The sequence below is a fragment of the Mongoliimonas terrestris genome, from assembly GCF_001927285.1.
GTDB lineage: Bacteria > Pseudomonadota > Alphaproteobacteria > Rhizobiales > Pleomorphomonadaceae > Chthonobacter > Chthonobacter terrestris.
Genome location: NZ_MSIG01000013.1, coordinates 1 through 21,052 on the forward strand (window position 1 = coordinate 1; position 21,052 = coordinate 21,052).

The 21,052-nt window shown below is 70.1% G+C and carries 18 protein-coding genes; 3 read left to right on the top strand and 15 right to left on the bottom strand.

Annotated elements, in window-relative coordinates; translation table 11 throughout:
* Nucleotides 1-513 precede the first annotated feature (513 nt).
* A complete protein-coding gene (locus BUQ68_RS17105; RefSeq protein ID WP_083656662.1) occupies nt 514-2,499 on the top strand; it encodes a M23 family metallopeptidase in 1,986 nt (661 codons plus the stop codon).
* 181 nt (nt 2,500-2,680) lie between these two features.
* On the opposite strand, the gene BUQ68_RS17110 is transcribed toward BUQ68_RS17105, so the two are convergent.
* The 9 genes from BUQ68_RS17110 to BUQ68_RS17150 all read right to left on the bottom strand — a co-directional run bounded on the left by BUQ68_RS17110 (nt 2,681) and on the right by BUQ68_RS17150 (nt 15,663).
* A complete protein-coding gene (locus BUQ68_RS17110) occupies nt 2,681-3,313 on the bottom strand; it encodes a YitT family protein (protein ID WP_083656663.1) in 633 nt (210 codons plus the stop codon).
* Complete coding sequence (locus tag BUQ68_RS17115; protein ID WP_083656664.1) at nt 3,303-3,917, bottom strand: YitT family protein; 615 nt, start codon at nt 3,915-3,917, stop codon at nt 3,303-3,305. The genes BUQ68_RS17110 and BUQ68_RS17115 overlap by 11 nt, the downstream gene beginning before the upstream one ends.
* Before the next feature lie 406 nt (nt 3,918-4,323).
* A complete protein-coding gene (gene clpB, locus BUQ68_RS17120; protein ID WP_075217230.1) occupies nt 4,324-6,927 on the bottom strand; it encodes an ATP-dependent chaperone ClpB in 2,604 nt (867 codons plus the stop codon).
* A 284-nt stretch (nt 6,928-7,211) separates the two neighbouring features.
* Nucleotides 7,212-8,372, bottom strand: coding sequence for a DUF4167 domain-containing protein (locus tag BUQ68_RS17125; protein WP_083656665.1), 1,161 nt, complete (start codon nt 8,370-8,372; stop codon nt 7,212-7,214).
* Between the two features lie 520 nt (nt 8,373-8,892).
* Nucleotides 8,893-9,795 carry a peptide chain release factor N(5)-glutamine methyltransferase gene (gene prmC, locus BUQ68_RS17130; RefSeq protein ID WP_075217232.1) on the bottom strand — a complete coding sequence of 301 codons (903 nt, stop codon included), beginning with the start codon at nt 9,793-9,795 and terminating at the stop codon, nt 8,893-8,895.
* Complete coding sequence (gene prfA, locus BUQ68_RS17135; RefSeq protein ID WP_075217233.1) at nt 9,792-10,868, bottom strand: peptide chain release factor 1; 1,077 nt, start codon at nt 10,866-10,868, stop codon at nt 9,792-9,794. Before prfA ends, prmC begins: the two co-directional genes overlap by 4 nt.
* 73 nt (nt 10,869-10,941) lie before the next feature.
* Entirely contained in the window at nt 10,942-13,212 is a 2,271-nt protein-coding gene (gene ptsP, locus BUQ68_RS17140; protein ID WP_075217234.1) for a phosphoenolpyruvate--protein phosphotransferase, read from the bottom strand.
* A 137-nt stretch (nt 13,213-13,349) separates the two neighbouring features.
* Nucleotides 13,350-14,603: an aspartate kinase gene (locus BUQ68_RS17145; protein ID WP_075217235.1), complete on the bottom strand. Its 1,254-nt coding sequence runs from the start codon at nt 14,601-14,603 to the stop codon at nt 13,350-13,352.
* Nucleotides 14,604-14,739: 136 nt separating this feature from the next.
* Entirely contained in the window at nt 14,740-15,663 is a 924-nt protein-coding gene (locus tag BUQ68_RS17150; RefSeq protein WP_075217236.1) for an alpha/beta hydrolase, read from the bottom strand.
* Between the two features lie 182 nt (nt 15,664-15,845).
* Between BUQ68_RS17150 and ubiG the strand changes: the two genes are divergently transcribed.
* A complete protein-coding gene (gene ubiG / locus BUQ68_RS17155) occupies nt 15,846-16,589 on the top strand; it encodes a bifunctional 2-polyprenyl-6-hydroxyphenol methylase/3-demethylubiquinol 3-O-methyltransferase UbiG (RefSeq protein ID WP_075217237.1) in 744 nt (247 codons plus the stop codon).
* 43 nt (nt 16,590-16,632) lie between these two features.
* Here the strand turns inward: ubiG and BUQ68_RS17160 are convergent, their stop codons facing one another.
* The 4 genes from BUQ68_RS17160 to BUQ68_RS17175 all read right to left on the bottom strand — a co-directional run bounded on the left by BUQ68_RS17160 (nt 16,633) and on the right by BUQ68_RS17175 (nt 19,179).
* Complete coding sequence (locus tag BUQ68_RS17160) at nt 16,633-17,130, bottom strand: DUF1178 family protein (RefSeq protein ID WP_075217238.1); 498 nt, start codon at nt 17,128-17,130, stop codon at nt 16,633-16,635.
* A complete protein-coding gene (locus tag BUQ68_RS17165; protein WP_075217239.1) occupies nt 17,127-17,984 on the bottom strand; it encodes a carbon-nitrogen hydrolase family protein in 858 nt (285 codons plus the stop codon). Before BUQ68_RS17165 ends, BUQ68_RS17160 begins: the two co-directional genes overlap by 4 nt.
* Nucleotides 17,985-18,063: 79 nt before the next feature.
* A complete protein-coding gene (gene grxC / locus BUQ68_RS17170; protein ID WP_075217240.1) occupies nt 18,064-18,318 on the bottom strand; it encodes a glutaredoxin 3 in 255 nt (84 codons plus the stop codon).
* Nucleotides 18,319-18,333: 15 nt separating this feature from the next.
* On the bottom strand, nt 18,334-19,179 hold the full coding sequence (locus BUQ68_RS17175; protein ID WP_083656666.1) for a ComF family protein: 846 nt from the start codon (nt 19,177-19,179) through the stop codon (nt 18,334-18,336).
* A gap of 140 nt (nt 19,180-19,319) precedes the next feature.
* On the opposite strand from BUQ68_RS17175, the gene BUQ68_RS17180 reads away from it, so the two are divergent.
* On the top strand, nt 19,320-20,285 hold the full coding sequence (locus tag BUQ68_RS17180) for a methyltransferase domain-containing protein (RefSeq protein ID WP_245293296.1): 966 nt from the start codon (nt 19,320-19,322) through the stop codon (nt 20,283-20,285).
* A gap of 96 nt (nt 20,286-20,381) precedes the next feature.
* Here BUQ68_RS17180 and BUQ68_RS17185 read toward each other — a convergent pair whose 3' ends face one another.
* Nucleotides 20,382-20,588 (bottom strand): Flp family type IVb pilin, encoded by a 207-nt coding sequence (locus BUQ68_RS17185; protein ID WP_075217241.1) that lies wholly within the window; start codon nt 20,586-20,588, stop codon nt 20,382-20,384.
* Between the two features lie 41 nt (nt 20,589-20,629).
* Nucleotides 20,630-21,049 carry an 8-oxo-dGTP diphosphatase MutT gene (gene mutT / locus BUQ68_RS17190; protein WP_075217242.1) on the bottom strand — a complete coding sequence of 140 codons (420 nt, stop codon included), beginning with the start codon at nt 21,047-21,049 and terminating at the stop codon, nt 20,630-20,632.
* Nucleotides 21,050-21,052 lie beyond the last annotated feature (3 nt).

Consider the following 21,052-nt stretch of genomic DNA (forward strand, 5'->3'; position numbering starts at 1 on the left):
CGATGGAGCGGGATATAGTCCCCCCATCCGCCCCATGTCAACACGTGCCTTCAAGAAAACGACACGAATGTGGGAAGACAAGCGGGAACAAGGGGTTGGGGACTCGGGTCGCCTGGATGGTCGTCCTCGGGGTGGCTTCGCACCTCCGGATCGTCTTTCGCCGCATTGCTGCCCCATTGAGAAGACCAAAAGAAGGGCGTGAACGCACACGCGCCACGCGGCCGGCCCTGCAATTTGTTGACAAATTGTCCATTGCCACGGCAAGGTCGCAGCTCTTGCGCCAAGGCTTCCAAGGCCTTGGCTACCCGCGAACGGGGCACGCGTGGGGGCACCGGGCCGTTTCGGTCCCGACCCCTTTCGGGTGTGTCGATCTCATCCCGGTTTATCCGTCCACCGGCGCCCTTCTTCAAAGACGGGCGACGGACAGGCGGGCGGACCGGAGCCATTGGATCGGGCATTCGTCCGTGACGCACAACCGGCCTGCGCCGGTTCGAGGGGGGCCAAGACACCGAGATGAACGCGGTCTGGAACGACCACGCCTCGCTGCATGTCGACCTGGGCGACGAGCCGCCGCTCGTGACGTCGGACAACCGGTCCGGTCCGCCCGATCGTCGGCAGGTCTCGCTTCGCTGGCTGACCGGCACCGTGCTGGCCGCCATGGCGTCCACGTCGCTGATGGGTGGTGCTCTCTTCGTCGCCATGGACGGTCGCCAGACGTTCGCCGTCCCGGTCGGTGCCGCCATGGCGGCCGTGCCCGCGGGCCCGGACCGGCCGGCGGACCTGATGCCGAAGGGCGACCGCATCGTCGCCGACGCGGGTCCGGCTCCGACCCGCCAGGTGCTGCGCGTCTCCACCATCAGCCGCGACGGTGACCGGGACCTGATCCGCCTCCGCCCGTTCGCACGGGTGTCGGCACCGCTGGTCGCCTCCTCGTCGGACATCGTGGACGAGATCCCGACGTTCAACCCACTGCGCATCTTCGCCGACGCCAACGTGGACACCCGCGACGGCATGCCGGACACGCTCTACGGCGCCGACGTGGACGGCAAGATGACCGTCAAGGTCACGGATTTTCCGACGGCCGACGCCTCCTTCACGCCCTTGTCGCCGCTCGACGTGGCGGCGACCGAGGAGAAGGTGCGCGACGCCGCCCAGTTCGACGGCGCGAACGTGGAGGAGGCCTCGCTCCAGCTGGTCGATCCGGCCCGGTTCGACTTCGGCTTCGCCGAGCGCAGCGCCTTCGAGCAGTATGGCGTGCGGATCTTTTCGGAGAACGTCTCCTTCATCGGGAGCACCGACGAAGACGCGGCGGCCGAGGCGGGCGGCTATACGGAAGAGGCGTCCGTGACGGTGGAGAAGGGCGACGACCTGGTCCAGGTGCTGATCGCCAACGAGGCGACCGACGAGGAGGCCGCCGAGATCGCGCTCCGCTTCCGCAAGGAATTCGACATCGTCGGCGCCCAGGCGGGCGACAGGCTGCGGATCGCCATCGCGGCCGTGAACGACGACAGCGGGCGCTATCAGCCGGTTCGGGTGTCGCTCTACCGCGGCGGCAAGCACCGGGGGACGGTGGCCCTTTCCGACAGCGGCGGCTATGTGGTGGCCGAGGAACCGCGGACTGACGGGGACGAGGCCTTCGAAGTGGCGGGCGCCGCCGACGACGGCGACGATGTGGTCCGCCCGCGGCTCTATGAAAGCCTCTACCAGACCGCGCTCGCCAATCAGATGTCGCCGGAACTCATCGACGAGCTGGTGCGCATCTATTCGTTCGACATGGACTTCAACACCCGTGTCGGCCCCGGCGACCAGATCGAGGTGGTCTACTCCCTCGACGAGGACGAGAGCGAGACCCGGGATGCCTCCGAGATCGTCTTCACGGCGATCACCATCGACGGCAAGACCCGCCGCTACTATCGCTACAAGGCACCGGACGACGGGTCGATCGACTACTATGACGAGGCCGGCAAGAGCGCCAAGAAGTTCCTGCTGCGCAAGCCGGTCTCGGGCGGCACCTTCCGGTCGGGCTTCGGATCGCGCCGTCACCCGCTGCTCGGCTATGTGAAGCGCCACACCGGCGTGGACTGGGCGGCGCCGCGGGGCACGCCGATCATGTCGGCCGGCGACGGCACGGTGTCCTACGCCGCCTGGAAGTCGGGCTATGGCAACTACATCGTGGTGCAGCACGCCAACGGCTACGAGACCGCCTACGGCCACATGTCCGGCTTCGCCAAGGGCATGAAAAAGGGCACCAAGGTGCGGCAGGGCCAGGTGATCGGCTATGTGGGGTCGACCGGCCTCTCCACCGGGCCGCACGTGCACTACGAGGTGCTGGTCAACAACAATTATGTGGACCCGATGCGGATCAAGCTGCCGCAGGGCCGCTCCCTGGCCGGTCCCGTGCTCTCCACCTACCTGACCGAGCGCGAGCGCATCGACACGCTGCTCGGCGTCGGCCCGCCGGCCAAGCTGGCGGCGGCGGCGACCACGGGCGGCGGCTGACCAACGATCCGGCGTACGGGCAGAGTAGGCCGGGAGGCGAGGCCATCCGGCTCGATGCAGCGGACAGGTTCACCCGCCGCCGGAGCCGTTCATACCCGGCTCTTGAGGTTCGGACTCTTCCGACCTTCAAGAGCGTTACGGCCTGACCGGCCGGCGCCCGTTGGGGCTTGCCTGCGCTCCGTCAGAATCCCTGATACCGGCCGCGCTTGTGGTTGACCGCGAGCACCAGATTGAGCGCCACGGCCCCCAGCACGGACAACAGCACCGCCCCCGGCGGCAGGATGGTGAAGGCGCCGAGCACGATGGCGGCGTCGATGCCCATCTGCACCTTGCCGGCCCGAAGGCCGTAGCGCTCCTGCGCCCAGACGGCGAGCACGCCGACGCCGCCAAGGCTGGACCGGTGGCGGATCAGGATCAGCAGGCCGACGCCCGACAGCATGCCGCCGGCGACCGCCGCGAACACCGGATCGACATCGCTGATCTGGTAGAGGTGCGGCAGGACCTCCGCCTCAGCGGAGAGGAGCGCGACGGCGGCGAAGGTCTTCACCGTGTAGGCAAGGCCGAACACCCGGTAGGCGAACAGGTAGAACGGGACATTCACGGCGAAGAAGACCAGCCCATAGGGCCAGCCGCCGGCATAGTGGATGAGAAAGGCAAGGCCCGCCGTACCGCCGGTCGCAAGGCCGACCGACTTCAGGAAGACGAGGCCGAGCGCCACGAACAGGGTGCCGGTGAAGAGCGCCAGCGCATCCTCGAGCGGCGTGTGGGCGAGTTCCGGCGGGTCGGGCAGGTTCTTCGAAGCGTCAGAAGCCAAGATAGCGTCCGGGCCGGTGATAGAGCGCGATGACGAGGTTCATGAACACGGAGGCGAGGATGGAGAGCGCCACGGCCTTTGCGTCCATCACCAGGAAAGCCCCCGTCACCACTGCGGCGTCAACCCCCATCTGCACCCATCCGGCCCGGAGGCCGAAGCGCTGCTGCAGCCATACCGCCATGATGGCGACGCCGCCGACGCCCGTGCGGTGACGGATCAGCGCCAGCATGCCCATGCCGACCATCAGGCCGCCGGCGATGGCGGCGAACATCGGCTCCACATGGCCGATGGTGAAGAGCGGGGGCAGGAGGCCGGAAAAGAGCGACAGGGCGATGGTGACGAGCAGGGTTCTGAGAAGATAGCCCGTGCCGAAGGCGAGCTTGGCGAAGATCATGAACGGCATGTTGAGGGCGAAGAAGACCGCCGCGAACGGCAGGTCCAGCCCGAAATGCGCCAGGAAGGCGAGGCCGGCGGTGCCGCCGATGGCAAGGCCCGCGGTCTTCAGGATGGTCAGCCCGAGCCCGACGAAGAGCGTGCCCATGAGGAGCGCGAGCGCGTCTTCCAGACGGGAATGGGCAAGGGACGGAGACGTGACCATGGTCATGGCCGGGCCTCGAGGTTGGAGCGGGGCGGAGATGCTATGTAAGTCAGTATGACTTACCTTTCTGGGTTGGGCAAGATGGTGCGGTGCACGAAGATGAGGCAGGGGGGGTGTGTTTCGGCAGAGGGCGGAGGTTCACCCCTCTCCCCAACCCTCTCCCTCAAGGGGAGAGGGGGCGCGTTGGTGAGTGAGGAGAGGGCCGGTGCGTTGGGTGGCCGACGTAGCATCGGGCTTGAGGCAGCGTTGGAAGACGCGCTCGACAGGGGCCCTCCCCCCCTGGAGGGGGAGGGTTGGGGAGAGGGGGAACCGCCGAGGGTGGGACGTGAACATCCCTTCCCTCAGAAGCGCCCCTCCGTTCTCGCGACCTCGGGGAGTACCTTTTCAACCTCTCCCGGTCGCCGCTCCACCCTCACGCCGCCGCAGCTTCCGTCGCGCCGACGCTGGAGAAGAGCAGCCGGTCGGACCCGGCGGTGATCTTGACGGTGACGCCGTCGTGGATGTCGCCAGCGAGGATCTTCTCGGCGAGCGGGTCCTGGACCTGGCGCTGGATCACGCGCTTCAGCGGGCGCGCGCCGTAGACCGGGTCGTAGCCCTTGTCGGCGAGCCAGGCCTTGGCGCTGTCGTCGAGCTTGAGGACGATCTTGCGATCCTCCAGAAGCTTCTCCAGGCGCTTCAGCTGGATCTCCACGATGGCGCCCATCTCGGTCCTCTTGAGGCGGTGGAAGAGCACGATCTCGTCGAGCCGGTTCAGGAATTCCGGCCGGAAGTGGGCGCGCACCACCGCCATCACCGGCTCGCGCACCGCGTCCACGTCCTCGCCGTCCGCCTGGGCGGCCAGATACTCGGACCCGAGGTTGGAGGTCATGATGATGAGCGTGTTCTTGAAGTCCACCGTGCGGCCCTGCCCGTCCGTCAGACGCCCGTCGTCGAGCACCTGCAGGAGGACGTTGAAGACGTCCGGATGGGCCTTCTCGATCTCGTCGAAGAGGACCACCTGGTAGGGCCGGCGGCGGACCGCCTCGGTGAGGGCGCCGCCCTCCTCGTAGCCGACGTAGCCCGGCGGGGCGCCGATCAGCCGCGAGACGGCGTGCTTTTCCATGTACTCGGACATGTCGATGCGCACCATGGCGTGCTCGTCGTCGAACAGATAGTGGGCGAGCGCCTTGGTGAGCTCCGTCTTGCCGACGCCGGTGGGGCCGAGGAACATGAAGGAGCCGATCGGCCGGTTGGGATCCTGCAGGCCGGCGCGGGCGCGACGGACCGCGGTGGAGACGGCGTGCACCGCCTCCGCCTGGCCGATCACGCGCTTGGCGAGTTCGTCCTCCATGCGCAGGAGCTTCTCGCGCTCGCCCTCCAGCATCCGGTCGACCGGCACGCCGGTCCAGCGGGAGACCACCTGGGCCACGTGGTCGGGCGTCACCGCCTCCTCCACCATGCCGCCGGTGGCACCGGCCGCCTCCACGTCCTTCAGTTCCTTCTCAAGTCCCGGAATGACCCCGTAGGCGAGCTCGCCGGCGCGCTGGTACTCGCCCTTGCGCTGGGCGATGGCGAGGTCGTTGCGGGCGGCGTCGAGCCGGGCCTTCAGGTCGGCCGCGTAGCCGAGCTTGTCCTTCTCGGCGCGCCAGCGGCCAGTAAGCTCGGCGGAGCGCTGCTCCAGGTCGGCGAGTTCCTTCTCCAGCCGCTGCAGGCGGTCCTTGGAGGCGGCGTCGCTCTCCTTCTTGAGAGCCTCCTGCTCGATCTTCAGCTGGATAACGCGCCGGTCGAGTTCGTCCAGCTCCTCCGGCTTGCTGTCCACCTGCATGCGCAGGCGCGCCGCCGCCTCGTCGACGAGGTCGATGGCCTTGTCGGGCAGGAAGCGGTCGGTGATGTAGCGGTTGGAGAGGGTGGCGGCGGCGACGAGGGCGGAGTCGGTCACCCGCACCTTGTGGTGCTGCTCGTACTTCTCCTTGATGCCGCGGAGGATGGAGATGGTGTCCTCCACCGTGGGCTCGCTGACGAACACCGGCTGGAAGCGCCGGGCGAGGGCTGCGTCCTTCTCCACATACTTGCGGTACTCGTCGAGGGTGGTGGCGCCGACGCAGTGAAGCTCGCCGCGGGCGAGCGCGGGCTTCAGGAGGTTGGACGCATCCATGGCGCCGTCGGACTTGCCGGCGCCGACGAGGGTGTGCATCTCGTCGATGAAGAGGATGACGCCGCCCTCAGCCGCCTGCACCTCCTGCAGCACGCCCTTCAGGCGCTCCTCGAACTCGCCGCGATACTTGGCGCCGGCGATCAGCGAGCCCATGTCGAGAGCGAGCAGGTCCTTGTCCTTCAGGCTCTCCGGCACGTCGCCGTTGATGATGCGCAGCGCCAGACCCTCCGCGATGGCGGTCTTGCCGACACCGGGCTCGCCGATCAGCACCGGGTTGTTCTTGGTGCGGCGGGAAAGCACCTGGATGGTGCGGCGGATCTCCTCGTCGCGGCCGATCACCGGGTCGAGCTTGCCCTCGCGGGCCGCCTTGGTGAGGTCGCGGGCATATTTCTTCAGCGCGTCGTAGGCGTTCTCCGCCGAGGCATTGTCGGCGGTGCGGCCCTTGCGGAGGGTGTTGACGGCGGTGTTGAGCGCGTTCGGGGTGACGCCCGCGTCCTTCAGGATCTTCGACGTGCCGGCGTCCGGCTCCAGGGCGAGCGCGATCAGCAGCCGCTCCACGGTGACGTAGCTGTCGCCCGCCTTGTCGGCGATCTGCTCGGCCGCGGTGAAGATCTTGGCGGTCGGCCCGGCGAGATAGAGCTGACCACCGCCGCCGCCCGCCACCTTGGGCAGCGCGTCGAGCGCCTTGTCGGTGGCGGCGAGCGCGTCCTTGGGGCGGCCGCCGGCGGCCTGGATGAGGCCGGCCGCCATGCCCTCCGGATCGTCGAGCAGGACCTTGAGGATGTGCTCGGGCAGGAACTGCTGGTGGCCGCGGCCCAAGGCATGGGTCTGCGCCGACTGCAGGAAGCCCCTGGCCCGTTCGGTGTATTTCTCGATGTTCATGGTGGTTCGTCTCCCTTTCGGCACGGCCCGCCCGCCTTCTTGGAAGCGCGGAGGGACCGCCCTGTCTTGTCCTCGCCGATATGGTGTCGGACGCCGGCCGCATGAAGAGGGTCCGGGCGAATCCGGACCCGGGGGTCGCGCGAAACGGTGCGCCGGCCGCTGGTCTCCCGCAAGGACGACGCCTGGCGCAGGCCACGAAAAAGCCCGCCGGCGGAACCGGCGGGCCTTGTCGAAACGAGCGCCTGAAGGGCCGGCGCCCGGTGATCCGTCGCCGGCGGGGGAGATCAGTCGCCGGTGGGCACGTCGGCCGGGGCGTCGGACGGCGCCTCGCCGCCCTCCGCGTCCGTCCGGCGGGTGCGCGGCCGGGTGGCGCGGCGGCGGCGGGTCGGCCGCTCCGCGTCGCCCTCGGCGGCGGGTGCCATGGCGTCGGCGGCGGCCTCGGGAGCAACCGGCGCAGTGGCGACGGCGGCCATCGTGGGCGCGGGCTCGGCGGCGACGGGAGCCGGCGACGGCGCGGGCGCCGGGGCCGGCGCGACCGGAGCCACGTCCACCGGGAAGCTCACGTCCGGCTGGGGCGCGTCGAGCGGCATGGGGGACGGACCGGCGGGACGCTCACGCGGCTCGAAGGGACGGCCCTCGCCCCGCTCGCGGCGATCGAAGGTGTTGCGGTCGAAGCGCTGACGCCGTTCGCGCCGCTCGCTGCGCTCGGGGCGATCGCCCGCGCCTTCCGGTGCTGCCTGCGGCGGACGATCGACCGCCTCAGGGGCGGCCTCACGACGCTCGTAGCGCTCGCCGCCCTGCGGGCGCGGCCGGTCGTTGCGGTCCGGGCGATCATTCCGCTCGGGCCGATCGTTCCGCTCCGGGCGGTCCGGACGATCGGGCCGATCCTGACGCTCAGGGCGGTCGAACCGCTCGCCGCGCGCATGCTGGGGCTGATCCCGGCGATCGGGGCGGTCGTAGCGCTCGCCGCCTTGGCGCTCGGGACGGTCGCCCTGGGGACGATCACCATGCTGCGGCCGGTCGTTCCGCTCGGGCCGCTCGTAGCGGTTGTCCTGGCTCTCGCCGCGGTCCTGGCCGTAGAAGCCGTTGCCGTTGCCGCCCTGCGCGCTGAAGTTCGGCCGATCGAAGCGATCCGTGAAGCCGGCGTCGAAATCGTCGCCATCCTCGTCGGAGTCGTCCCGGCCGAACGACGGCTGTGCCTGCGCGTGCGCCGTGGCGATGATCCGGTAGTAGTGCTCCGCGTGCTGAAGATAGTTTTCCGCCATGACGCGGTCACCGGACGACGAAGCGTCCCGCGCAAGCTGGGTATACTTTTCCGCGACGTGCATGGCCGTACCGCGGATCTTGACGTCTGGTCCGTTTGATTCGTAGGAGCGGGTCAGCGGATTGGGGCCCTTGCGGTTTCGCCCGCGCATCCGCTTGTTGTTCTGCTGAACTTGCCTCATATGTCCGCTATCTCTTTAGCTTTGAGCGCCTGACTGGCGTTGGCCGTCACGCGCATTCGACAATCCGGAAAAGCGCGGGTGTGGGACGGTCTGCGACCTTCGGGGACAGGTCCCCGACCGCTGGTCCTTCGGAAAGCGCACCGAAGACGGCGTCATGACGCCATCCGCCGAATCGGCGTACCGATCACGAGAGACCTCGCCCGTTGCAGGGCGGAGGATGCGCGCTGAGCCATTCGTTCGAACGTTCCGAAAACGAAAGCGTGCCGATGAGAAACCGGATCCGAAGACTGGTGTCTGCCAACCGGCGCGGGCCTCTGACTCCCCGCAGCCATCGACGATCACTCTTCGATCAGCCGGAAAATGACCGATCCACCCCCCAGTGGATATTTCAGATTGGACGGAGTGCCCGCAGGGCGAAACACTGCGTATCGGCCGTTACCCGTCTCTCGGCACGTTGAACCTAGCCGCTTCGCACAGAACTTCCAAGCTTTTTTTCCGCCGAAACCTGTGGAGTGCCGGTTTATCGTCCCGTGTCGGCGGCCGGTTTCACCGCCATGACCACGCGGTCATGGCCGGCGAGGTCCAGGATCGTCCGGATGTCGACGAATCCCGCAGCCGCCAGGCCGTCGCCGACCGCGCTCGCCTGACCCGAACCGATCTCGAGACCGATTGTTCCGCCCGGCAACAATCGGGCGTAGGCCGCGGGACCGAGCGCCCGATAGGCGTCGAGGCCATCGGGGCCGCCGTCGAGCGCCAGCCGCGGATCGTGGTCGCGCACCTCCCGGTCGAGGCCCGCGATCGCGTCGCTTTCGATGTAGGGCGGATTGGAGAGCACCATGGTGACGGGCTCGAACACCTGATCCAGATAGGAGCCGAGCCGGGCATCGAGCCGATCGGCGAGCCCGAGCCGTTCGGCGTTCGCCGCCGCGACGGCGAGGGCGCCGGCGGACAGGTCCACCGCCACGGCGCGCGCCTTCGGCAGGGCCGCCAGCATGGCAAGCGCGATGGCGCCGGTGCCGGTGCCCACATCGACCAGCAGTAGCCCCTCCCCGTCCGCAGCCGCACCCGGCACCGCGCCGCGCCGCACGGCCGCGAGCGCCGCATCCACCAGGATTTCCGTGTCGGGCCGCGGCTCCAGCGTGTCGGGGCCGAGATGAAGGTCGAGGCCGTGAAACTCGCGCCGCCCGAGGATGCGGCCGACCGGTTCTCCGGCGAGGCGCCGCGCGGTCAGGGCTTCCACGGCCGAAAGAGCGGCCGGATCGGGAGTGGACGCGCCGTCGGCCACGAGGCGCACCGGGCTCCAGCCGAGCGCGTGGGCGACGAGAAGCCGGGCGTCGAGTGCCGCAGTCGGCAGGCCGGCGTCGCGGAGACGCGCGCGGGTCTGGCGCAGAAGATCGTCGACGGTGACGGGCGGCCGGCTCACATGTCCGCCTCGGCCAGCCGCTGAGCCTGATCCTCGCTGAGGAGGGCGGCGACCAGTTCGTCCAGGTCGCCCTCCATGACCTGCAGCAGCCGGTAGAGGGTGAGGTTGATCCGGTGGTCGGTGACGCGGCCCTGGCCGAAGTTGTAGGTGCGGATGCGCTCCGACCGGTCGCCGGAGCCGACCTGGCCCTTGCGCTGGGCGGCGCGCTCGGAGGCGAGCCGCTCGCGCTCGGCGTCGTAGAGGCGGGCGCGCAGGAGCTTCATGGCCTTGGCGCGGTTCTTGTGCTGCGAGCGCTCGTCCTGGACCGCCACCACCACGCCGGTCGGCACGTGGGTGATGCGGATGGCGCTGTCGGTGGTGTTCACGTGCTGGCCGCCGGAGCCGGACGCCCGGAAGGTGTCGACCCGAAGGTCGCCCTCGTCGATGTCCACGTCCACCTCCTCGGCCTCCGGCAGCACGGCAACGGTGGCGGCGGAGGTGTGGATGCGGCCGCCGGATTCCGTCGCCGGCACCCGCTGCACCCGGTGGACGCCGGATTCGAACTTCAGCCGCTCGTAGACGCCGCGTCCTTCGACGGCGGCGATGATCTCGCGGTAGCCGCCCATCTCGCCCTCGGCGGCGGAGAGCACCTCCACCTTCCAGCCCTTGGCGTCCGCGTAGCGCTGGTACATGCGGAAGAGATCGCCGGCAAAGAGCGCCGCCTCGTCGCCGCCGGTGCCGGCGCGCACCTCCAGGATGGCGCCGAAATCATCGGCCCGGTCGCGCGGCAGGAGGGAGAGGCGGATGTCCTGGGTTAGCGTGGCGATCTGCTCCACCACGTGCGGCCGCTCGGACTCGGCAAGGGCGCGCATGTCGCCGTCGGTGGCCGCGTCGGCGATCAGGTGGTCGAGGTCGCTGAGTTCGCGCTCGATCGCCCGCAGGGCGCGGATGCGGCCGACCAGCGGCTCCAGCTCCGCATAGTCGCGCGACAGCCGCACATAGGTCTCGGCATCCGGCTGGCCGGCCATGCGCGCCTCGATGATCGCGAAGCGATCGAGCACGCCTTCAAGTTTGGTGTCGAAGCCAGTGATCATGTCCGAACTGAACTGTCCAAGCTGTCGCGGCCGGGCCTTGAACGGCATTCGCGTCGCAACGACACGCCGAGCCTCAAGAGAGCGGCACTTCGTGGGCGGCTGCGAAGTCCTCCAGCATGGCGCGGAGGGAGCCGCCTCCCGGCGCGTCCAGCACCTCGCTCATGCGAGCCTCCAGTTGCGCCAGGTCCACGGACCGGACCATGGCCTTCACCGGACCGACGGACGCCGGCGTCATGGAGATGGACCGGAAGCCGACGCCGATCAAGGCCATGGCGGTGAGCGGCTTGCCGGCCATTTCGCCGCAGAGGGTCGCCACCTTGCCGTGGGCGGCCGCCGTGCGGGCGATGGAGCGGAGCGCGCGCAGGAACGACGGTGCCAGCACGTCGAACCGGTCCGACACCATGCCGTTGCCGCGGTCGACGGCGAACATGAACTGGAAGAGGTCGTTGGAGCCGACCGACACGAAGTCGACCGCCGCCATCAGGGCGTCGAGGTCGAAGAGGAGCGCCGGCACCTCCACCATGGCGCCGAGGCGGACGGAGACGGGCGGCGTGTAGCCGTGGCCGGCGAGGAAGCGGGTTTCCCGGGCGACGAGCGCGCGGGCGGCGGTGAACTCGGCCACCTCGGTGACCATGGGGAACATCAGGCGCAGCTCCCGGCCGGCGGCGGCCTTCAGGAGCGCGCGGATCTGGGTGCGCAGGAGCGCCGGCCGGTCGAGGCCGAGGCGGATCGCCCGCCAGCCCATGGCGGGATTCTCCTCGTGGACCGACCGGCTGAGGTAGGGCAGCACCTTGTCGCCGCCGATGTCGAGCGAGCGGAAGGTGACCGGGCGTCCGGCCGCCCCGTCGAGGATCTTGGAATAGAGCTGGTGCTGCTCGTTCATCCGCGGGAAGGCGGACGCGATCATGAACTGCAGCTCGGTGCGGAAGAGGCCGATGCCGTCCGCGCCGCTCTCGTCCAGGTGCGGCAGGTCGAACAGGAGGCCGGCGTTGACGAGGAGCGCGATCTCGATGCCGTCGCGGGTGACCGACGGCTTGTTGCGCAGGCGCCGGAAACGCTCCTGCCGACGGGCGCGGAAGCGCACCTTCTCCGCGTAGGCGTGCTCCACGTCGGCGGGCGGACGCAGGTGGACGAGGCCGGTCTCGCCGTCGACGATGATGGCGTCGCCGCTCTCGGCGAGCGTCACGGCGTTCTGCACCTGGCCGACGGTGGCGATGTTGAGGGCGCGGGCGACGATCGACACGTGGCTGGTGGTCGCCCCCTCCTCAAGCACGAGGCCGCGCACCTTGGTGCGGTCGTAGTCGAGAAGCTCCGCCGCGCCCATGTTGCGGGCGACGATGATGGCGTCGCGCGGCAGCTCCGGCGGCTTGTCGGACTTGCCCATGAGCTCGCGGAGGAGCCGGAAGGTGAGATCGTCGAAATCGTGCAGCCGCTCCCGGAGGTAAGGGTCGGTCTGGCGCATCATGCGGGCGCGGGTGTCGGACTGCACCCGCTCCACCGCCGCCTCGGCGGTTAGGCCGGAGCGCACGATGGCCTCCTCCATGCGCCGCGCCCAGCCGCGGTCGTAGGCGAACATGCGGTAGGCTTCCAGAACGTCCCGGTGCTCGCCGTGGTGGGCCACCTCGCCGCGCTCGATCATGTCGTCGACGGAGAGCCGGAGGTTGGCGATCGCCTGTTCCAGGCGCCGCACCTCCTTCTCCGGATCCTCCGCGATGAGGTCGGTCACCACCACGCGCGGCTCGTGCAGCACCACGTAGCCGAGGCCGACGCCGTCGGAGAGGGCGACGCCTTCCAGGTGGATCGGGCGGGCGAGGTCGAGGCCGGCCTCCTCGGTGGCCGACAGGGAGGCGAGCTCGCCGGAGGCGATCATCTCGGCGATCACCATGGCGGTGGTCTGGAGCGCCTCCTCCTCCTCCTCGGAATAGTGCTTGCGCGCCCGGTTCTGGACGACGAGCACGCCGAGCGTGCGGCCGGCCCGCAGGATGGGCACGCCGAGGAAGGAGTGGTAGGCCTCCTCGCCGGTGCCGGGGATGTAGGAGAAGTCCGGGTGTGCCTGGGCTTCCGGCAGATTGAGGAGCTGCGCCTCGGCGGCGATGTGGCCGACGAGGCCCTGGCCGACCTTGAGCGCGGCCTTGTGCACGGATTCGCGGTTGAGGCCTTCGGTGGCGAACAGCTCCAGCACGCTGTCCGCCCTCAGGACATAGACCGAGCAGACCTCCGCAACCATGTTGGCCGCGATGGTGACGACGATCTTGTCGAGCCGTTCCTGCGCGCTGATCGGCTCCGCCATCACCTCGCGGAGACGACGCAGCAACACGCGCGGACCGAAGAGTGACCCCCGCATCGTCCGCTTTCCTCATGGCCCGGAGCCCGACGGAGGCCTGTCCGCCGGTCACCCGTGCCACTCCCGTGATCCACCCGGTCGCGCCTGCCGCCTTCGGTGGCCGGATGGTTTGGCCGCGCGGTCGTCCGCGCCGCCGGTCAGGCCTTGTCGAGTCCGTATACCGAGTGAAGAGTCCGCACCGCAAGTTCAGTGTAGGCGGCGTCGATCAGAACGGAAATCTTGATTTCGGAGGTGGTGATCGCGCGGATGTTGATTCCCTTGGAGGCGAGCGCCTGGAAGGCGTCCGCCGCCACCCCCGCGTGACTGCGCATGCCGATGCCGATGACCGACACCTTGCAGACGTCCTTGGCGCCTTCGATCGCCTGGTAGCCGATGCCTTCCAGGTTGCTCTCCAGCACGCTGACGGCGCGCTCGTAGTCGACCGCCGGCACCGTGAAGGTGATGTCGGTCTCCTTGCCGTCCGACGACACGTTCTGGACGATCATGTCGACGTTGATGTTGGCGGCCGCCAGGGGCACGAAGACGGCGGCGGCGACGCCCGGCTTGTCGGCGACCCGGCGGATCGAGATCTGCGCTTCGTCCTTGGAATAGGCGATGCCGGTGACGACCTGCTGTTCCACGATTTCGTCCTCGTCGCAAATAAGCGTTCCGAACGGGTCGCCGTTCGGCATGGTCTTGGGGTTGGCCGGGTCCTCGAAGGACGACCGCACGAAGGTCCGCACCCGGTGCACCATGGCAAGCTCCACCGAGCGGACCTGAAGCACCTTGGAGCCGAGGGACGCCATCTCCAGCATCTCCTCGAAGGACACCTTGTCGAGCCGACGGGCCTTCGGCACCACGCGCGGATCGGTGGTGTAGACGCCGTCCACGTCGGTGTAGATGTCGCAGCGCTCCGCCTTCAGGGCCGCCGCGATCGCCACCGCCGAGGTGTCCGACCCGCCGCGGCCGAGGGTGGAGATGCGGCCGTCCGGGGCGATGCCCTGGAAGCCGGCGATCACCGCCACGCGGCCCTCCTCCATCTGCTGGATGACCCGCGTGCCGTCGATCGAGGCGATGCGGGCGGCCCCGTGCGCCTGGTCGGTGACGATCGGCACCTGCCAGCCCTGCCAGGACCGGGCGTCGACGCCCATCGCCTGCAGCGTGATGGCGAGGAGACCGGACGTCACCTGCTCGCCGGAGGCCACCACCGCGTCATACTCGCGGGCGTCGTGGAGAAGCGCGGCGCCCCGGCAGAAGGCCACCAGTTCGTTGGTCTTGCCCGACATGGCCGAGACGACCACCGCCACCTGGTGGCCCGCGTCCACCTCGCGCTTCACGTGGGCCGCCACGTTGCGGATACGGTCAAGGTCGGCGACGGACGTGCCGCCGAATTTCATCACCAGCCGGGCCATCTTGGGAAATGCCGAACTCTTAAGGGCGGGGTCGCCCGTTGCAGACAGAAAAGAGCGGGAGGCGAGCGACACGCGCGCCCGAAGCGCGCCCTCCATACAGGATGGTTGCCGGTCCCGCAATCGGTCGCGGGCCGCGCTAGCGCTCCAGCCCGGCGAGCCAGTCCGCCATGGCGTCGAACACCGCCGCGGCCGGCGGATGGTCGACGAGGTGGAGGAAGCCGTGGTGGAGGGCGCGCACCCGTTCGAAGCGGGTCAGGACCCCGGCCTCCAGGAGCCGGCGGGCATAGGCCTCTCCCTCGTCGCGGAGCACGTCGTATTCAGCGGTGAAGACGAAGGCGGGCGGCAGACCGGCGAGGCTTGTCGCAAGGAACGGAGCGGCGTGCGGGTGCGCGCGGCCGCGCGCGTCGGCATAGTGGTCCCAGAACCAGACCATGTCGGACGCCGTCAGGCCGAACCCTTCCGCGAAGATGCGGTAGCTTTCAAAGCCGGCATCGTAGGACGCGGTGACCGGGTAGGCGAGAATTTGACCTTCGATCGGGGGTCCGCCCTCGTCGCGCGCCCGCAGCGCCGTGACGGCGGCAAGGTTGCCGCCGGCGCTGTCGCCGGCGACGACGATGCGCGCCGGATCGATGGCGAAGGCATCGGCCCGCTCGGCCATGAGGCGAAGCACCGCGAGGCCGTCGTCGGCGGCGGCCGGAAACGGGTGTTCGGGGGCGAGCCGGTAGTCGACCGCCACCACCGTGCGGCCGGACCGTGCGGCGAGCAGGCGGCAGATGCCGTCGTGGCTGTCGAGGTCGCAGAAGACGAATCCGCCGCCGTGCAGGTAGAGGACGGCGGGGCGGACACCGGCCGCCGGCCGGTAGATCCTGAGCCGGAGCGGGCCGGCGGGTCCCGGCACCTCGACCGCTTCGACGGCGAAAAGATCCGGACCGCGCGGCTTGGCGGCGGTGTCCGCGTCGACGAAGGCGCGCGCTTCGGCCGGCGTCAGGCGGCGGAGCGGCGGCCGGCCGAGGCTGCGGGCCTTGGCCAGGAGGTCGACGACGTAGGGATCGAGGGGCATGCGCGGAAAGCCTCGGACAGAAAGAACCACCGATTGATCATACCAAGGCGCGGACCGGCGCAAGGGGCGAAACAGCACCGTCCCCATCGACCCTTTTGATCGGGCCGCCTTTTCCAATCGGGCCGCCGCGCGCTATGTGTTCCGCCGTGAGGGCCGACCGCTCGGCCGACGGGAGAGATGGCATGCAGGACGCAAGGACGACCGTGGATCCGGCCGAGGTCGAGCGCTTCTCCCGCATGGCGGCCGAATGGTGGGACCCCAAGGGCAAGTTCAAGCCGCTGCACAAGTTCAATCCGGTGCGGCTCGGCTATCTGAAGCGCGAGGTGTCCGCCCACTTCGGCCGCGACGCCCGCGCGCTCGACGCCTTCGCGGGCCTTCGCATCCTCGACATCGGCTGCGGCGGCGGGCTCGTCAGCGAGCCGCTCGCCCGGCTCGGCGCTACCGTGGTGGGGGTGGATCCGTCCGCCACCAATGTGGAGGTCGCAAGGCTTCACGCCGATCGCGCCGGCGTCGCCGTCGACTATAGGGCCGCCACCGCCGAGGACTTGGCCGCCGCCGGCGAGACCTTCGACGTGGTGCTGGCGCTGGAGGTGGTGGAGCACGTGGCCGACGTGGAGGCCTTCCTCGGCCTCACCGCCCGCATGGTGCGGCCCGGCGGCCTGATGGTGGTGGCCACCATCAACCGGACCATGAAGGCGCTCGGCCTTGCCATCATCGGCGCCGAATACGTGCTCCGCTGGCTGCCGCGCGGCACGCACGCGTACGAGAAGCTGGTCCGTCCGGAGGAGATCGAGGGGCCGCTGCAGGCGGAGGGGCTGACGCTGCTCGACCGGGCCGGCGTGGTCTACGACCCGCTGCGCGACCTCTGGAAGGAGAGCCGCGACACGGACGTGAACTACATGGTGCTCGCCGCGCGTCCGGCCTGAGGTTCGGCTCGACGGCCGATGCTTCGCGGCCCGGCGGGAGAGGTCAGTTCTGCTCGTCGGGAAGCACCGGGAGGGGGAGGATGCCGACACCCTCCTCCACCAGCGCGCGGGCTTCCTCGACCGTCGCCTGTCCGTGAACCGGGCGCTCCGGCGCCTCGCCATAGTGGATGCGGCGGGCCTCCTCGGCGAACTTCGCGCCGACGTTCTCGGAATTCTCGATGAGCTTCGCCTTCAGCGCCCGAAGCCGGCCGAGGATTTCCCGGCCCTCCGGCGTGGCGAGGGCCGCCGGCACGGGCACCATCATGTCCGACCCGGTGTCGGACGGGGCATCGGTCGTCGGCTGGGGCGGCGGAAGCCGGGTCTTCTCGCGGGATTCCGCCGTGCGCACCTGCGGGGTCATCAGGCCCTTGGCGACCGAGACCGACCCGCAGTGCGGGCAGGACAGGAGACCCCGCTCCGCTTGCGTGTCGAAATCGGCGGCGGACCGGAACCAGGCGTCGAAGCCGTGGGCCTTGTCGCAGACGAGGGCGTAGCGGATCACCCGAGGGACCTCAGCCGGGCCCGCTCGGCCGGCACGAGGCCGAACGGCCGTTCGTTGCGCAGCGACGGGATGCGGCCGCGCGCGGTGGCGACGGCGTCCGGATCGATGTCGGCCACCAGGATGCCCGGCGCGTCGCCGTCGCACTCGGCGACCACCACGCCCCACGGATCCACCACGATGGAGTGGCCGAAGGTCTCGCGGCCGTCCTCGTGCACGCCGCCCTGGGCGGCGGACATGAGGTAGCAGCCGTTCTCGATGGCGCGCGCCCGCTGCAGCACGTGCCAGTGAGCCGCGCCGGTCTGCCGGGTGAAGGCGGCGGGCGCCGTGATCAGGTGGGCGCCGGCCTGGCCGTAGGCGCGGAAGAGGTGGGGGAAGCGCACGTCGTAGCAGACGCCGAGGCCAACGAGCAGGCCGCCGGCGTCCACCATCACGGCGTCGGTGCCGGGCGTGTAGGTGGCGCTCTCGCGCCAGCTTTCGCCGTTGGCAAGGTCCACGTCGAACATGTGGATCTTGTCGTAGGCGCCGAGGATGCCGCCATCCGGTCCGATCACGAAGCCGCGGTTGGCCACCTTGCCGTCCGCGCGCAGGATGGCGAGCGAGCCGATGTGGAGGTGGATGCCGAGTTCCGCCGCGACGGCGCGCAGGCGCGACAGGGTGGGATCGTCCGCCTCCGGGCGGATCTTGGCGAAGAGGTCGTCGCGGGAGCGCTCCAGGAGATTGGTCATCTCAGGCGTCTGGACGTAGGTGGCGCCGGCCGCCGCGGCCTCGCGCACGAGCGCCTCGGTGACGGCGAGGTTGGCGAGCGGGTCGCGTCCGGACCGGAGCTGGACGCAGGCGACACGGCGGGCGGACATGGGCGGGACCTTCTCGGGCGTGGTCATCCGGGGACGGGGCGGCAGGAATGGGGCGGCATTGGAGCCCGCCGTCAGTGTGTCAGGCGGCGAGCAGGCCGTCGAGCCTGCCGCTGCGCTCCAGGGCATGCAGGTCGTCGCAGCCGCCCACGTGGGTTTCACCGATGAAGATCTGCGGGAAGGTGGTACGGCCGGACCGGTCCATCATCTCCTTGCGCTTCTCCTGGTCGCCGGTGGCGTTGATCTCCGTGTAGGCGACGCCCTTGCGGTCGAGAAGAGCCTTGGCGGCGGCGCAGTAGCCGCAGAGGTCGCGGGTGTAGATCAGCACGTCGGCCATGGGGTCGGGTCACCTTCAGAGGAGGGGCGGAGCGGGGCTGTGGCTGCCCGAATATAGGGACCCCTCCAGCCCGGCGACAACCCTTGCGAACACCAGCACATCCACGCTGCGGGCGCCGCCGCGAAGGAGCGCCCGGGTGGCCGCCTCCACGGTCGCGCCCGTGGTGAGCACATCGTCGACGAGGAGGACGCGCCGGCCGGCGAGCGCGCGGCGGGCCCTCGGCGGGACGGCGAAGGCATACGCGATGTTGGCCTTCCGGCCCTGTCGCGACAGCCCGACCTGGCGCGCGGTCGCCCGCCGGCGGGCGAGGACCAGCGGCCGGTGCGGCCGGTCCAGGTGGGAGGCGATGCCGGCGGCGAGGACGGCCGCCTGGTTGAAGCGGCGCGACAGGAGGCGCCAGCGGTGGAGCGGCACGGGCACTACCATGTCCACGTCCGCCATCTCGGCGGCGACCCGCCGCATCCAGGCGACCATCAGCGGCGCGAGGTCGGTACGGTCGGCGTATTTGAAGGCGCCGACGAGAGCGGCGGCGGTCTCGTCGTAGACGACGGCCGCGCGGGCGCGCCGATAGGGCGGCGGGTCGGCGAGAGCGGCGGCGGAGAGAACGCCGGGGCCGAGGTCGAGACGCATGGGAAGGCCCGTGACCTCGCACCACGGCCGCTCCAGAAACCGCACCTTCCGCCAGCAGGGCACGCAGAGCCCGTGGTCGCCCGCGACCGGTTCGCGGCAAAGCGCACAGGAGGTGGGAAGCGCGCCGTCGACGATCCGGCGGACGAAGCCCTGGACGAGGCCGCGCGCCCGGAGCGCCCAGTCCACGTCGCGCGCCGCCGGCGGCGGGGAAACATGCTCGGGATACCACATGTCAAACCCGCTTTTCCGTGCGATGGCGGGAGCTTAGCCGCAAGCGACGCGGCGCGCCAGCGTGCCCGTGGCCGATGCGGCCGGCGGTTGGACAGGAGCCGGCTCCTGCCCTAGAACCAGGTCTCAGGAGCACGCACCCCATGGCCATGCCGCCCGAACCGCCTGCCGACCCCTCCGCCACGCCGGCCCGCCGGCCGGGCTTCGCGCCAGACGCCGGGTCCGCGATCCCGCGGGTGTTCGACCGGGCCCTGATCGCCCGGCGCCGGCGGACGGCCATCGCCACCGCCCCGGCAGGAACCGACTTCCTGGTGGATCGGGTGGCGGAGGAGATCGCGGACCGCCTGGCGCCCGTGGCGCGCCGGTTCGACACGGCGGTGGCGATCGGCGGGCCGACGGCGGCGATCGCCCGGGCGGTGCGCGACAGCGGCAAGGCCGGACGCGTGTTCCGCGCCGACGTGTTCGCCGCTGGCCCGGACGAGGACCTGCCGGCCGACCTCGTCATCGACGACGAGGTGCCGCCGTTCGGACCCGCGAGCGTCGACCTGGTGGTGGCCGGGCTCACCTTGCAGTGGGTGAACGACCTGCCGGGCACGCTGATCCAGATCCGCCGCATGCTGAAGCCCGACGGGCTCTTCCTCGCCACCTTCGTCGGCGGCGACAGCCTTTCCGAACTGCGCCAGGCCTTCCTTGCCGCGGAGGCGGAGACCACCGGCGGCGTGTCGCCCCGGGTGGCGCCCTTCGTGGAGGTGCGCGATCTCGGCGGCCTTTTGCAGCGGGCGGGTTTCGCCCTGCCCGTGGCCGACCAGGACCGGCTGACGCTGCGCTACGCGACGCCCTTCGACCTGATGCGCGACCTCGCCCGGATGGGGGCCGCCAACCCGCTCGCGGAGCGCCGCCGCAGCCTCACCGGCCCGGGCCTTCTGCGGCGGGCGGCGGAGCACTATCAGGCGGCGAACGGGGATGCGGACGGGCGGGTGCGGGCGACGATGACGCTGGTGTCGCTCTCCGGATGGGCACCGCACGAAAGCCAGCAGAAGCCGTTGAAGCCCGGCAGCGCCAAGATGCGGCTGGCCGAGGCCCTGAAGACGACGGAAAATCCGCTCTGACGGGCGGGCGCTCCGGACGCGCTCGCGCCGGCGGCGGTCAGTCAACCACGGGCTCGGTTTTCAATTTCAGCTCGAACCGCTCGAAAGCGGACCGAGTCACCCCTCGTCTTCGCCACGGTTGAAGCTCGTGGAGATATCCTCGTAGAGCGTGGTCCGGACGGCGGAGCCGAGCGAGGCCAGACCCACGAGAGCGACGACGATCATCGCCAGCAAGAGGCCGTACTCGATGGCCACGGCACCCCGACGGTCCTCGGCAAAGCGACCGATGCGGCCCGGGTAGCGTGGTGTGGTACGGCGGATCATGCGCACGGCTCGACCTTTTCGGGGCACCTCATCGGCGATCGTCAGACGAGATCGATGAGATGCGGGATCAAGGGTTCGTCGGCCGGCGGCATGGGATAGTCGCGCAACCGGTTCGGGCGGACCCAGGCGATCGCCTGGCCCTCCCGCGCGGTGACACGGCCTTCCCAGCGTCGGCAGACATAAAGTGGCATCAAAAGGTGAAAAGTCTCGTAAGCGAAACTCGCAAAGGTCAGGGGCGCGAGGCAGGGTTTACGGATGGTGATTCCGACCTCCTCCTCCATCTCGCGGATCAGCGCGTCCTCCGGGGCTTCGCCCGGCTCCACCTTGCCGCCGGGAAATTCCCACAGACCGGCCAGCGACTTGCCCTCCGGCCGCTGGCAGATGAGGACCCGGTTGTCGGCGTCGAGGAGCGCGCAGGCGACCACCAGCACGAGCCGCTTGGCGGTGGGCTCCAGGGTCATCGG

Excerpts from the sequence above, each read along its gene's own strand:
- BUQ68_RS17105 (WP_083656662.1), top strand. The coding sequence starts at position 514 with ATGAACGCGGTCTGGAACGACCACGCCTCGCTGCATGTCGACCTGGGC.
- grxC (WP_075217240.1), bottom strand. The coding sequence starts at position 18,318 with ATGGCCGACGTGCTGATCTACACCCGCGACCTCTGCGGCTACTGCGCC.
- ptsP (WP_075217234.1), bottom strand. The coding sequence starts at position 13,212 with ATGCGGGGGTCACTCTTCGGTCCGCGCGTGTTGCTGCGTCGTCTCCGC.
- BUQ68_RS17145 (WP_075217235.1), bottom strand. The coding sequence starts at position 14,603 with ATGGCCCGGCTGGTGATGAAATTCGGCGGCACGTCCGTCGCCGACCTT.
- BUQ68_RS17180 (WP_245293296.1), top strand. The coding sequence starts at position 19,320 with ATGGCCATGCCGCCCGAACCGCCTGCCGACCCCTCCGCCACGCCGGCC.
- BUQ68_RS17165 (WP_075217239.1), bottom strand. The coding sequence starts at position 17,984 with ATGTCCGCCCGCCGTGTCGCCTGCGTCCAGCTCCGGTCCGGACGCGAC.
- BUQ68_RS17115 (WP_083656664.1), bottom strand. The coding sequence starts at position 3,917 with ATGACCATGGTCACGTCTCCGTCCCTTGCCCATTCCCGTCTGGAAGAC.
- mutT (WP_075217242.1), bottom strand. The coding sequence starts at position 21,049 with ATGACCCTGGAGCCCACCGCCAAGCGGCTCGTGCTGGTGGTCGCCTGC.
- BUQ68_RS17185 (WP_075217241.1), bottom strand. The coding sequence starts at position 20,588 with ATGATCCGCCGTACCACACCACGCTACCCGGGCCGCATCGGTCGCTTT.
- ubiG (WP_075217237.1), top strand. The coding sequence starts at position 15,846 with ATGCAGGACGCAAGGACGACCGTGGATCCGGCCGAGGTCGAGCGCTTC.
- prfA (WP_075217233.1), bottom strand. The coding sequence starts at position 10,868 with ATGATCACTGGCTTCGACACCAAACTTGAAGGCGTGCTCGATCGCTTC.
- clpB (WP_075217230.1), bottom strand. The coding sequence starts at position 6,927 with ATGAACATCGAGAAATACACCGAACGGGCCAGGGGCTTCCTGCAGTCG.
- BUQ68_RS17175 (WP_083656666.1), bottom strand. The coding sequence starts at position 19,179 with ATGTGGTATCCCGAGCATGTTTCCCCGCCGCCGGCGGCGCGCGACGTG.
- BUQ68_RS17125 (WP_083656665.1), bottom strand. The coding sequence starts at position 8,372 with ATGAGGCAAGTTCAGCAGAACAACAAGCGGATGCGCGGGCGAAACCGC.
- BUQ68_RS17150 (WP_075217236.1), bottom strand. The coding sequence starts at position 15,663 with ATGCCCCTCGATCCCTACGTCGTCGACCTCCTGGCCAAGGCCCGCAGC.